This is a genomic window from Xanthomonas codiaei (assembly GCF_002939785.1).
Taxonomy (GTDB): domain Bacteria; phylum Pseudomonadota; class Gammaproteobacteria; order Xanthomonadales; family Xanthomonadaceae; genus Xanthomonas; species Xanthomonas codiaei.
Window position 1 is genome coordinate 41,765 of sequence record NZ_MDEC01000004.1, and the last position, 12,782, is coordinate 54,546.

The following is a 12,782-nucleotide window of genomic DNA, read 5'->3' on the forward strand; positions in this document are numbered from 1 at the left end:
TTCGGGGCCGACGGCGCCACCATGCGCGCGGCTCCATCGGGGAGCGTTGCGGCGGCCAGACGCCCGGACACGGAAAAAGCCGAACGGAGTGCTCTGGTTGGAGCGTGCCCGGCCGGCTTTTGTGCATTATCCGGGTTTCGGGTGACATGCACTACCCCTGGCGCGCGGGAACGCGGCAGTCTGGTCAATCAGGAGCTGGACCCAATCCGCGGCCGCCAGGCCGGCCGTGTGGCAACACCCAAGCCTCTTCACGCCAATCCCAATGCCGCTCACCGCAGGCCGATCAATGGCGCACGATCCACAGCCCGATGACGGCCAGCGCCAGGGTCACTGCGCCGATGGCCCGCACCTGCGCGACCGGCAGGCTGAACAGCTGATCGATCATGCGCTTCCAGGCGATCGGCATGGCAAACAGCAGCAGGCCTTCGATGACGAAGATCAGGCACAGGGCGGTGAGCAAGTCATGCATAGCGATGCCATTGTCTGGGAGATCTGTAGTGTGCCCGGATCCGCAACCCGAAATACCCCTCGCGCAGGAGCGCACCTGGGCGCGACGGGTATTCGGGTCAGGTGATCGCGCCCAGATGCTTTCCTGCAGCTGGGGGGCGTACCTGCTCGGCAAAAGAGCCACATACAAAAAACGCCCGCATTACGCGGGCGTCTTCGATTCAAGCAGAGCAACTCAGCGATCGCTTTTGAGGTACTGCAGGAACGGGTCGTTCTTGTCCAGCACAACCACGCCGTTGCCGTCGGTCATCGACTCGCGGTAGGCCTCCAGGCTGCGGTAGAAGGCGTAGAACGCGGGGTCCTTGGAGCCGGCCTGCCCGTAGATCCGCGCGGCTTGGGCATCGCCTTCGCCACGCAGCTTCTGTGCGTCGCGCTCGGCATCGGCCTTGATCACCGTGCTCTCGCGGTCTGCCTGGGCGCGAATGGTCAGTGCCTGCTCTTCGCCTTCGGCGCGCAGCTTGCTGGCTTCCTGCTTGCGCTGGGCGCGCATGCGCTCGTAGACGTCGGTGATCACCTGGCTGTCGGTGGGCAGGTCGATCTGCTTGATGCGCAGGTCGGTGATCTGCATGCCCAGGCCCTTGATGGCGGCATTGATGCCCTTGAGCTGGTTGGCGATCAGCTCGCTGCGGTCGCCGGAGACCAGCTGCTGCAGGGTGCGCGAGTTGATCTGGTTGCGCAGCGAGTCGGTGATGATCGGGGCCAGGCGCGAGTTCGCCACGGCCTCCTCGCCGCCGGTGGCGCGGTAGAACGCACGCACATCGGAGATGTAGCCGATGGCGAAGAAATCCACGCTCACGTCTTTCTGCTCGGCAGTGAAGTATCGCGCCGGGGCGGTGTCCAGCACCTGGAAGCGACGGTCGAACACGCGCACCGATTCCACCATCGGAATCTTGAAGTGCAGGCCGGGCTTGAGGTCGGCACGCACCACGCGGCCCAGGTTGAGCACCATGGCGGTCTGGTCCTCGCGCACCACGAACACCGAGCCCATCAGGCCCAGCAACACGGCGACGATCAGGCCGATGACTAGCGAATTCTTCATTATTCGGTTCCCTCACGGCCGGTCGGACGCGGGCCGCGATCCGGATTACGGATGGCCTCGCTGCTGGCACTCTGCGGCGGGTTGAGCAGCACATCCTGCGGCACCATCGACGGCATGCCACCGTTGGTGTTGCCACTGGCGTTGGCAGGCTTGTTGGCATCGGCCGGCAGCGGCACATAGATGACCTGACGGCCATCGCTGCCGATCACCTTGCGGTTCTCGGCCAGCACTTTCTGCACGGTTTCCAGCCACAGCCGCTTGCGGGTGACCTCCGGGGCGCCGGCATACTGTTCCTGCAGCAGGGTGAAGCGGTCGGCATCGCCCTCGGCCTTGGAGATCACCGCCTGCTTGTAGCCTTCGGCGCCGGTACGGGTGCGTGCACCCTGGCCGCGCGCTTCCGGCACCACCTTGGCGGCGTAGGCCTGGGCTTCGTTGATCAGGCGCTCGCGCACCTGCTGGGCACCGTTGACCTCGTCGAAGGCCGGCTTCACCTCTTCCGGCGGACGGGCGTCGGGCAGGGTGACGGCAGTGACGGACAAGCCGGTGTTGTAGGCGTCGAGCGAGGCCTGCAGGCGATCCTTGGACGCGATCGCCAGCGGGCCGCGATTGTTGAGCACGGTATTGAGATCGGAACGACCGACCTGCTCACGCACGGCACTCTGCGCGGCCTGCTCCAGCACCAGGTCGGCATTGCGCGAACCGAACAGATACTTGCGCGGGTCGCTGATCTGGTACTGCACGTTGAGCGAGACGTTGACGATGTTCTCGTCGCGGGTCAGCACCGGCACCTGGTTGCTGAAGGTCTTGATCTCGGTGGCATTGACCTTGCGCACCGACTCGATCGGCCACGGCAGCTTGAAGTTCGGGCCAGGCTGCAGGATGCGCGAGAACTGGCCGAAGCGCAGCACCACGCCACGCTGCTGTTCGCCGATGAGCTGGAAGCTGGAGAACAGCACCATCAGCACCACCGCGACCAGGATCCAGCGGCCCACGCCGCCATCGAACAGCTCCTTCAATGGCGCCGGCAGATTGCCCCAGCCCCCGCCATTGCCGCCGCCGCGCGGCCCCCAGGACCTGCGACGGTTGGGATCCGGGCCATCTCCGCCCTTGTTGCCGGGTGTATTCCAGGCCATGCACGCTCCGTGATCGAGGGGCTGTGCGGGCCAGTCCCGCAGTGCCGCCGTGTTGTGTGATTCGCCGATTCTACTAGATGGGGCAGACCCGCCGTTTTGAAAGGCCCGGATCGGTGCATCGGCGGTTTAGCCGCTGGGGCGGATCGAACGCGAAGCGGGTGCCGGCACCGAGCGACCAGCGACATGCCTGCGCGGGCGGGAATCGAAGGACCAGGCGCGCGCCTGCCCCGCAGGGCGATAGCCGGGAGCGAACTATCGATATGTCGCCCGCCTGAGCGGGCAGCCCTGGCCTGCCAACGCTGGGCTGGCGTGCATGGGTGCGAGCGGGCGCATCGACGTGCGCCCCGGCCGAACCAAAGGGGAGCGTAAGCGCAGATCCGACGTTTGGGGACGATGCGCGCTGCCACGCTGGGCAATGCGCCGACGCCGATGCCTCTGGCTCACCGGAGCCGTAGTGGTTGCGTGCGGGCAACCGCTGCGTCGGTCGCAGGCGTGACGCCGCCTGGTGAGTTGACGCGGCCGTGCGCAGCGATGCATGGGGCGTTGCGCCGGCGGCCCTCAACGGCGCATCTGCTCGACCCGTGCACCGGTCGGGGCGAGGATCGCCATGCCGCTTATCCTTATCCCAGCCTGCGCCCATGGAAGCGGGGAGTGCCCCGCCCGCCTGCGAAGGACCTTGTCCGGTAGAGCCTTGCCGACGCGCTCAGGCCGCCGGTGGTTCTTCCTTCTGGTTGAACACGCGCTCCATCACTTCCAGCAGTTCGTCTTCGGAGAACGGCTTGGTGATGTAGGCGCGCGCGCCCTGGCGCATGCCCCACATGCGGTCGGTGTCCTGGTCCTTGGTGGTCACCAGGATCACCGGGATGTGCTGGGTGGTGGGCTCGCGCTTGAGCGTGCGCGTGGCCTGGAAGCCGTTGAGGTTGGGCATGACCACGTCCATCAGCACCAGATCCGGCAGCGACTCCTTGGCGGCTTCCACGCCGGCGGCGCCATCGGTGGCGGTAATGGTTTCGTGTCCCAGCTTCTCGACGATGCGCTGAATCCCCAGCAGCTGCGACGGCGAGTCGTCGACGATCAGAATGCGTGCCATGTGTTTCCCCTAGTGTGCGGCGAGTGTAGTGCGCCGGCAGCGCTTTCGGTAGCTGGGCCGGGCCAACTGCCCGATGCGTGCTGCCTGGCGCCTTGCAAGTGTTGCTGCACGCGAACGCACGGCGCTGGCGTGTGAACGCACGTCACCCCATCCGCCCTTCGGGCACCTTCCCCCGCGAGCGGGGGAAGGGAGCGGGTGGATGGTCGTGCAGCACAACCAACAGATCACAGCCAGGCGTCCCTTCTCCCTCTGGCGGGAGAAGGTGGCGCACAGCGCCGGATGAGGGCAGCACCGTCATGGCCATACGGCTGCAGGCATGGCAACGCACGGCGCTGGCGTGTGAACGCACCTCCCCCATCCGCCCTTCGGGCACCTTCCCCCGCGAGCGGGGGAAGGGAGCGGGTGGATGGCCGTGCAGCGCAACCAACAGATCACACGCAGCCAGGCGTCCCTTCTCCCGCTGGCGGGAGAAGGTGGCGCGCAGCGCCGGATGAGGGCAACACCGTCATGGCCATACGGCTGCAGGCATGGCAACGCACGGCGCTGGCGTGTGAACGCACGTCCCCCCATCCGCCCTTCGGGCACCTTCCCCCGCGAGCGGGGGAAGGGAGCGGGTGGATGGTCGTGCAGCGCAACCAACATGTCACACGCAGCCAGACGTCCCTTCTCCCGCTGGCGGGAGAAGGTGGCGCGCAGCGCCGGATGAGGGCATGGCTACGATTCGATGGTGCAGATCGACGTCGACTGCTGCGGTGCTGGCCGAGCGTACCCTCCCCCACCACCTCGCGCGCCAATGGCGCGCAAGCCGTGCCTCATCGCCCCGTAGGGAGGGACTCCAGTTCCCGTTGTGGGGAACCTCACACCGTCTCGCCAAAGGCCTTGGCGAGATTGCGATACGCCTTCTTCTGCGCATCGTCGGTGGGCGCCGGCGCCAGGATTTCCAGTTCCACGATCTGGTCGCCCGGGGTGGTGCCCGGCAGCCCGCGCCCGCGCAGGCGCAGCTTGCGGCCGGCATCCGAATCCGCAGGCACCTTCAACTCCACCGACCCGCCCAGGGTGGGCACGCTGATGGTGGTGCCCAGCGCGGCCTGCCAGGGCGTGACCTGCAAGGTGTACAGGATGTTGCGCCCGTCCACCTCGAAGTGCGGGTGCGCGGCATATTCGATCTCCAGCAGCAGATTGCCGCCACCGTTGCCCTGCCCGCTCAGGCGGATCACCTGGCCGGGCTGCACGCCCTTGGGCACGCGCACGTCCAGCTGCTTGCCATTGATGGTGATGCGCACGCTGTCGCCCGAATGCACGGCCTCCAGCGGCACCGCCAGCTTGGCGCGGGTGTCGCCACGCGCCTGAGGGCCGGCTCCCGCGCCCGGACCGGCTCCCGGGCCGCGTGGCCGCCCACCGCGCTGGCCGGCGAACAGGCTCTCGAAGAAATCGCTGAAGCCGCCACCGGCACCGCCGTTGCCGAACACTTCCTCGAAATCGAAGCCCTGCCCGCCGCCGTAGCCGGGGGGAGCCTGGAATTCGTCGCCGGGGCGATAGCCCTGCGCCTTCAGCTGATCGTAGGCCTTGCGCTTGGCCGGGTCGCGCAAGGCCTCGTAGGCTTCGTTGATGGCCTTGAACTTGTCTTCGGCGCCGGCTTCCTTGCTGACGTCGGGGTGGTACTTGCGCGCCAGCCGCCGGTAGGCGGTCTTGATCTCCGCATCGCCTGCGCTGGGCTCCACGCCCAGCGTTGCGTAGTAATCCTTGAATTCCATCTAATCACCTCTGGAAAAAAAACGGCCCGCAGCCAGGGCCACGAGCCAGTTCGAGGGGCGGCACCCGGTTGGCGCGGCCATGACTGCGGTGGGTACCCGGATCTGCAGGGACATGCCGCCCCTGCAGATCCGGATACCCACCGCGCCGTGGCGCTGACGCAACTCAAGTGCCAGCCGATCCATTCGCAGCCGGGCGGGCGACCGCGCCTATTCTACGGCGCGACCGTCGCCGGGGAGCGAAGCCGATGGCTTCGCCCCAGGTCGATTGCCTTTCAGTGGCTCGTCGCATCGGCGCACGGGCGGCCGCCCGGTAATGCCACGTTCCGGGCGCCATACGCGGCCCGGAGCGTGGCAGTCAGCGGAATCGGCGGCCTTGCAGCCTCGCTGCGACCACGCGGCTTACTGCACCGTGCCGCCGCTGGCGTCCTGCCCGTTGCCGACCTGAATACGACGCGGTGTCGCCGCCGGACGCTTGGGAATGCGGATCTCCAGCACCCCGTTATGGCCGGCCGCAGTGATGCCGTCGGCATCGGCACTGTCGGGCAGCGCGAAGCGGCGATGGAAGCTGCCGTAGCGGCGCTCGATGCGCGAGAAGCGCTTGGTCTCGGTACTGGACTCGCCCTTGCGCTCGCCCTTGATCGACAGGATGCCCTTGTCCATCTGCACCTCGATCTGGCTCGGGTCGATGCCCGGCAGGTCGGCATACAGCACGAAGTGATTGGCCTCTTCCTTGATGTCCACGCGCGGCACCCACTGCGCGGTGACCACGGCCGATTCGTCGGTATCGCCGTTCTGTTCGAAGAAGCGGTCGAACACATGCTTGATCTCGTTTTGCAGGGCGTGCGTGGGCCACTGGGGATAACGAACGATGTTCATTGCAAGCCTCCAAAAGGTTGGGTGAGGGGCCGGCGGCGGTGGCGTGCATCGTTGCGCCGGCCATGTGCGTCAGATAGGCGTCGGGTTGCGGATTTCAAGCGCGTTGACGCGCTTTTCCCCTGCCCTTTTCTAGACTTCGTTCAGCCACAGGAGCCCCACCCATGACCATCGCCGTTGGTGACAGCATTCCCGAAGTAGTGCTCAAGCGCATGCGCGAGGGTATCGAAGCGGTCGACACGCATAGCCTGTTCGCCGGCCGCAAGGTGTTGCTGTTCGCGGTACCGGGCGCGTTTACGCCCACGTGTTCTGCCAAGCACCTGCCGGGCTATGTGGAGCACTTCGAGGAGTTCCGCAAACGCGGCATCGAGGTGCTGTGCACCGCCGTCAACGACCCGTTCGTGATGCAGGCCTGGGGGCGCAGCCAGCTGGTCCCCGACGGCCTGCATCTGTTGCCCGACGGCAACGCCGAACTGGCGCGCGCCCTGGGCCTGGAGATCGACGCCAGCGGTTCGGGCATGGGCATGCGCTCGCGTCGCTACGCGCTGTATGCCGACGACGGCGTGGTCAAGGCCTTGTTCGTCGAAGAGCCCGGCGAGTTCAAGGTGTCTGCCGCCGATTACGTCCTGCGGCACTTGCCCGACTGATCCACTGATTTCCCCGTCCACTCAGAAGGAAAACGGCCAGCCATGTCCACTCAGCCAGCCAGCACTACCACCGCCGGTATCACCGATACCGCCACCCTGCGCGCCCGCGCACGCAAGAGCATCGAAGACGGTGCCATCACCGAGAGCTACCATGCCGACCGCGAGAAGGTGATCGAACTGCTCAACACCGCGCTCGCCACAGAATACGTGTGCACCCTGCGCTACTACCGCCACTACTTCATGGCCAAGGGCATGCTCGCCGACGCGATGAAGGGCGAGTTCCTGGAGCATGCGCAGCAAGAGCAGGAACACGCGCACAAGCTCGCCGAGCGCATCGTACAGCTGGGCGGCGAACCCGACCTCAACCCGGATACGCTGACCAGGCGCTCCCACGCCGAGTACAAGGAAGGCAGCGATCTGCGCGACATGGTCAAGGAAAACCTGATCGCCGAGCGCATCGCCATCGACAGCTACCGCGAGATGATCGATTTCATCGGCGACAAGGACACCACCACCAAGCGCATCCTGGAAAGCATCCTGGCCCAGGAAGAAGAGCACGCCGACGAATTCGCCGACATGCTGGAAGGCTGGATCGGCGAGTAAGACAAACTGTGGCGATGCGTTTGATCGATGCGTTTGGTGTACCGCAGTATCGACAGCGATGATGAAACAGACAGGGCGCCCCGAGCGCCCTGTTTGCTGTCCGCTCCGCGCAGTGGCGCGTGGATGATGTCGTTCCGGCCGATGCCGCTGCGATGCGGCACGCCATGCCCTTGGCCATCGTTGGAACCCATGTTGGCGTGACGAGATTTCCAGGCAACGCCCGTCGCGCCCGGGTGCGCTCCTACCCCGGCAGCGGTGTTCCTGCGTGGACGCCGCCACACGATGCAGAAAAAACAGCGTGCCGTTGAGCACCACGCTTCCATCCATCGCCGGTATGGCTTGCCAACTGAGCGGTGAGTTTTAAACACCATGCAGACAACCATCATTCCCTAGGAGCGCACCCGGGCGCGACGAGATTCCAGGCAGTGTCTGTCGCACCCAGGTGCGCTCCTGCCACAACAGTGCTGTGGCCCTGCCCGCTCAACGCAGGACGCGAAAGCGCACCTGGGTCCAGGCGCCGTCGGCGGCCATCGCGGTCAGCGTGTGCTGGCCTACCTCGGCAAAATCGCGCTGAAACCCCTGTCGCCCGCTGGTCTGGGCGATCCAGCGGCCATCCAGCAGCCAGTCGATGCGCGCTTCACTGCCCAGCGCGCGCAGTTGCAGCCGCACCGGGCGGGCGCTGTCGTTGGCGCGCGCCAGGGTGGCGCGGTCGCTCAGCCCGTCGATGCGCAGCACGCCGCCACCGGTCATGCGTCCATCGGGCAGGCAGTCGGCGGCCAGCGGCGGCAGTTGCGCGGCCGCGCGCTCGGCCGCGCTGAGCCAGGGCGACACCAGCGCCGGCCAGCGCGCCAACGCACGCGGTTCCCGCTGATGCGGCTGGGTGCATTCCTGCGACAAGCGCTGGCCGCTGCGCGCGTCCACCTCGAACCGCAGCTGGCCGCTCTGCCATAGCCGCGCATCGCGTTCGGCAAAGGTGGGCGGCACCGCACCCTCGAGCGTGTAGGCCTCGGCCCGGCGCGCGCACAACGGCGGCGGCGTCTGCTCGGCCGCACCGCCCAGCGGCCAGCAGATCTCCACCGGCTGCACCGTGGCAGGCATCGGCAGTGGCGCGCTGTCGCCGGCATTGCGCGGCAATGCATCGATGACTTCGAACATCAGCGGCAACGCAGTCACCGCGCCGTACTGCCCCGGCAGCGGCGTGCCGTCCGGTCGCCCCACCCATACGCCCACGGTGTAGCGACGCGTTCCGCCGATCGCCCAGGCATCGCGGTAGCCATAACTGGTGCCGGTCTTCCAGGCCACGCCCGGACGCGCGGCGGTGTCGAAGGTGCCGCTGCCATAGCCGGGGCGCGGGTTGCTCTGCAGGATCTCGCGCACGATCCAGGCCGCACCCGGCGACATCAGCCGGCGGTTGATCTGGGCATCGTCCGGCGTATAGCGCACATGCCCGGCAATGCCGCCGCGATTGAACGCCGCGAAGGCGCCGACCAACTCCTGCAATTGCGCGCCGGTACCACCCAGTATCAGCGCCAGCGAAGGCGGCGTGCCGCGTGGAAAATGCAGGGCGATCCCGGCATTGGACAGCCGCGCGGCAAAGCGTGCCGGGCCGATGCGATCGAGCAGATCCACTGCCGGCACATTCAACGACAGCCGTAATGCAGTGGCCGCGCTCACCGGCCCATTGAAGGCGGCATCGAAATTGCCGGGCCGGTAATTGCCGAAGCTCTGTGGCGCGTCCACCAGCAGGCTTTCCGAATGGATCAGGCCATCGTCCAGTGCCATGCCGTACAGGAACGGCTTGAGCGTGGAGCCGGGCGAGCGCCAGGCCTGCACCATGTCCACATGCCCCAGCCGCCGACGGTCGCCGAAGCTGGCCGAGCCCACGTAGGCGCGCGCTTCCATGGTGGCGTTATCGACCACCAGCAAGGCGGCCGAGGTACGTTCGGGCAATTGCGAGAAATAGCTGCTCACGCGTTCTTCCAGCGTGCGCTGCAGCTCCACGTCCAGTGTGGTGACGATGCGTGCGGCGCGCGGCTGTGCGCTGTGCAGGCGCTGCGCCAGCAGGGCCGCATGTAGTGGCGGTTTGAGCGACCGGGTCACCACCGGCTCGATGCGCGCATCGTCCACCTGCGCGCGCGACCACACGCCCAGTTCCACCATGCGATCGAGCACCTTGTCGCGTGCGCGCTGCGCCGCCTCCGGATGCCGGTCCGGGCGCAGCCGGCTGGGCGATTGCGGCAACACTGCCAGCAAGGCCGCTTCGGCCTGCGAGAGCGCCCTGGCCGGCTTGCCCAGGTAGGCCCAGCTGGCCGCTTCCACACCCTCGATGGTGCCGCCGTAGGGCGCGCGCTCCAGGTAGAGGGTGAGGATCTCGCGCTTGCTCAGATGCGCTTCCAGCTGCAGCGCACGCAGTAGCTGCTTGATCTTGCCCCATGGCGTGCGCGTATGCGGGTCCAGGATGCGCGCCACCTGCATGGTCAGGGTGGAACCGCCGGAGACGATGCGCCCCTGCCCCAGCCACTGCCCGCCGGCACGCAGCAGCCCCCATGGATTGATGCCAGGGTGGTGCCAGAACCAGCGATCCTCGTAATTCAGCAATGCCTGCAGATACAGCGGCGACACCGTCTGCGGGCTGGCCGGATAGCGCCACACGCCATTGCGATCGGCGAACGCACGCAACGGCGTGCCGTCGCGCGCCACCACCAGGGTGGAGGTGTCGCGAGATTTGGGTAGCGGCAGCGGGAAGGCCAGGTCCAGCACCAGCAACACGGTCAGCAGCGCGGCCGCACTCCAGCGCAGCCATCGCAGCCATCGCAGCCAACGGCGGCGACGCTTGGCCGGTTGTATCGGCGCACGCGGGCGCGGCGGCGTCTGGTCCATCCCTGTCTGCGCCTGCGGTTGTTCGTCCATCGTGCAAAGCATGCAGGGCAAAACGCATTTCGGCCACTGCCACGCGGTGCGGGCGGTGTTATTGCCAACGCCGGCTGACCATCCGCGGCGCTAGGGGTGCGGCGTCCGGGCAGCGACGACAGCGCTGTGCGCGGGCCGGGCAGGCCTGACGAATGCCCGCAGCAATCCCATCGCCAGAAACACCGCCGACAACCGCAGCGCCATCCCCAGCCAGCCACTGGCGGCCGAGTCGGACACCGCAAACACGGTCCACGCGGCGTTGAGCGAGACATGCAGCACCCAGCCGCTCCAAATCGTGTAGCCGTCCTGCGCATCCACGATGGCAAACAGCAGCGCCCCGATCCCGGTGATGGCAAAGATCAGCAGTGCCTCACCGCCAGCGCCGCCTGCCCCCAGCCAATGCACGCCGCCGAATACCAGCGCCTGCAGCAGCGCGGCCAACGCCGGGCGCCAGGCAAGCGCGCTGCAGGCGAACACGAAGCCGAACCCGCGGAAGACGATCTCTTCGGCCAGCGGAAACAGCACCGCCAACCACAGCAGGCCCAGCAAGTCGTCGGTACCGATCGCGGTGGCCTGCGTCCACAGGCCGATCCAGCACGGCAGCGTGGCAAGCAGCGTCAACAGCGGCCCACGCAGGCCATTGCAGCACAGCCCCAGGCGCGCGTACAGATCGCCAGGCGTGCTGCGGTAGAGCAAGGCGGCCGCCGCCAGCACGACGATGACGCTGAGCCCGTTGTCGAGGATCGCACCGCCATACGGCACCGGAATCCTGGGAATCGGCAGGCCGATGGCCTTGGCGATATCGCGCACCTGCAGCGCGACCAGCAGCACTGCCAGCCAGACAAGATGCCGGGCCAACGGCCAGGCGCGGAACGCGAGCGACATGCAGACATCCTTGAGCGCAACCGTCGGAGTGCGACTGTAGCCAGTGCCGACCGATGCCCGCAATGGCTTCGACCTGGTCAAGCCGATGGCCGTGGCGCCAGACCCTGCGAGTCGGCGGCTCGCGTGCAGCATGCACCGTGGTCTTTGCACGCGACCGCTCCATCAGGCGGTCAGGCGCCTCTTGGTGCCCGCTGTACACGGTGACATGGTGACGCTTGATTGGGCAGCGCGCCGATCAGTAGGTCCACTGCGCACTCCTGCCACGTACTCAGCGTTTTTCCAGCGTGGCGCGATAGCGCAGCAACGCTTCCGGCGCATCGGTCTGGATGATGCTCACCCCATCGCGGTACAGGCGGCCCCAGACCTGGTCCGGGTCGCGCAGCGCATCGGCATCGCCGCCATAGCCGGCAATGAAGCCGTCCCACAACGAGTTGACCATCAACCGCACGTTGTGTGCCTTGCTGACCGCTGCCAGGGCGGGCAATTGCTCCGCGGTCATCTTGGGCAACTCGAATGCCATCGGGCGTGCGTTGCGGGTCTGTGCGGTGGCGATCGCGGCCAGATCGGCAGTGCCGTGTGCATTGATCAAGATCGGGAAAAAATACACGGTGTTGAACGGTACCATCGCCGCCAGCGGCGGCGTGGCGATGCCGGCTTCGGCCTTGACGATCACCTGGTGCTGCATGCCGGCGCGCGCGACCGCATCGACCACCTGCACATAGATCGCATCCTTGACATCCAGATTGAGCAGGATGCGGCCCTTGGACGCAGCCAGCATCTGCTCCAGCGTGACCACGCGCTGGTCGGTCAATGGCGCCTGTGCGCCGCCTTCGTCACTGCGCAGGCGCAGCTTCTGCAGGTCGGCCAGGGTCAGCTCGGACAGCTTGCCGGTGCCGTCGGTGGTGCGGTCAACGCTGGCATCGTGCAGCATCACCAGCGTGCCGTCGGCGGCGCGGCGCACGTCGGTTTCCATCACATCGGCGCCGATTGCGATGCAGCGCTCCAATGCGGCCAGCGAGTTCTCCGGCGCGGTATCAGCGAAGCCGTGCTCCGGTGCCGGCGCGTGACAGCCGCGATGGGCCACCACCACGATGCCGCCGTGCGGATTGCTCAGGCGTGCCTGGATGGCGGCCACGCCGCCCGGCGCTGCGCTGGCTGCACTGGTCATGGCCGCACACACCAGCGCAGCGAGGACGGCGATAGATTGCAAGGACATCGGAACGACTCCAGGTGAAGGAAAGAACGCACTGCGCATCCGCCAGCGCAACAGACCGACTGCGAACGATCGGCGCATGCGCCCCCGTACAGGCTGGCACCACGCGCTGGAGACAGGCATGCCGC

11 protein-coding genes are annotated in these 12,782 nt (G+C 67.1%); 2 read left to right on the top strand and 9 right to left on the bottom strand.

Annotation, left to right across the window (positions count from 1 at the left end; genetic code table 11):
* Window positions 1–283: 283 nt before the first annotated feature.
* The 6 genes from XcodCFBP4690_RS03855 to XcodCFBP4690_RS03880 form a co-directional block, all read right to left on the bottom strand.
* Complete coding sequence (locus XcodCFBP4690_RS03855) at window positions 284–469, bottom strand: DUF2065 domain-containing protein (protein ID WP_104539741.1); 186 nt, start codon at window positions 467–469, stop codon at window positions 284–286.
* A 213-nt stretch (window positions 470–682) separates the two neighbouring features.
* A complete protein-coding gene (gene hflC, locus XcodCFBP4690_RS03860) occupies window positions 683–1,546 on the bottom strand; it encodes a protease modulator HflC (RefSeq protein WP_104539742.1) in 864 nt (287 codons plus the stop codon).
* Window positions 1,546–2,679, bottom strand: coding sequence for an FtsH protease activity modulator HflK (hflK, locus tag XcodCFBP4690_RS03865; RefSeq protein ID WP_104539743.1), 1,134 nt, complete (start codon window positions 2,677–2,679; stop codon window positions 1,546–1,548). The genes hflC and hflK overlap by 1 nt, the downstream gene beginning before the upstream one ends.
* 703 nt (window positions 2,680–3,382) lie before the next feature.
* Window positions 3,383–3,769 carry a twitching motility response regulator PilH gene (gene pilH, locus XcodCFBP4690_RS03870; RefSeq protein WP_104539744.1) on the bottom strand — a complete coding sequence of 129 codons (387 nt, stop codon included), beginning with the start codon at window positions 3,767–3,769 and terminating at the stop codon, window positions 3,383–3,385.
* A gap of 857 nt (window positions 3,770–4,626) precedes the next feature.
* Window positions 4,627–5,523, bottom strand: coding sequence for a DnaJ C-terminal domain-containing protein (locus XcodCFBP4690_RS03875; RefSeq protein ID WP_104539745.1), 897 nt, complete (start codon window positions 5,521–5,523; stop codon window positions 4,627–4,629).
* 399 nt (window positions 5,524–5,922) lie between these two features.
* Window positions 5,923–6,399 carry an Hsp20/alpha crystallin family protein gene (locus XcodCFBP4690_RS03880; RefSeq protein WP_104539746.1) on the bottom strand — a complete coding sequence of 159 codons (477 nt, stop codon included), beginning with the start codon at window positions 6,397–6,399 and terminating at the stop codon, window positions 5,923–5,925.
* A gap of 161 nt (window positions 6,400–6,560) precedes the next feature.
* On the opposite strand from XcodCFBP4690_RS03880, the gene XcodCFBP4690_RS03885 reads away from it, so the two are divergent.
* The gene (locus XcodCFBP4690_RS03885; protein ID WP_104539747.1) at window positions 6,561–7,043 is read left to right on the top strand and encodes a peroxiredoxin; all 483 of its coding nucleotides are present in this window, start codon (window positions 6,561–6,563) and stop codon (window positions 7,041–7,043) included.
* Between the two features lie 42 nt (window positions 7,044–7,085).
* A complete protein-coding gene (locus XcodCFBP4690_RS03890) occupies window positions 7,086–7,646 on the top strand; it encodes a ferritin-like domain-containing protein (protein WP_104539748.1) in 561 nt (186 codons plus the stop codon).
* Window positions 7,647–8,126: 480 nt separating this feature from the next.
* Here the strand turns inward: XcodCFBP4690_RS03890 and pbpC are convergent, their stop codons facing one another.
* The 3 genes from pbpC to XcodCFBP4690_RS03905 all read right to left on the bottom strand — a co-directional run bounded on the left by pbpC (window position 8,127) and on the right by XcodCFBP4690_RS03905 (window position 12,657).
* A complete protein-coding gene (gene pbpC / locus XcodCFBP4690_RS03895; RefSeq protein ID WP_104539749.1) occupies window positions 8,127–10,556 on the bottom strand; it encodes a penicillin-binding protein 1C in 2,430 nt (809 codons plus the stop codon).
* A 90-nt stretch (window positions 10,557–10,646) separates the two neighbouring features.
* Complete coding sequence (locus XcodCFBP4690_RS03900; protein WP_208622684.1) at window positions 10,647–11,441, bottom strand: CPBP family glutamic-type intramembrane protease; 795 nt, start codon at window positions 11,439–11,441, stop codon at window positions 10,647–10,649.
* A gap of 268 nt (window positions 11,442–11,709) precedes the next feature.
* Window positions 11,710–12,657 (bottom strand): glycerophosphodiester phosphodiesterase family protein, encoded by a 948-nt coding sequence (locus XcodCFBP4690_RS03905; RefSeq protein ID WP_146091836.1) that lies wholly within the window; start codon window positions 12,655–12,657, stop codon window positions 11,710–11,712.
* Window positions 12,658–12,782 lie beyond the last annotated feature (125 nt).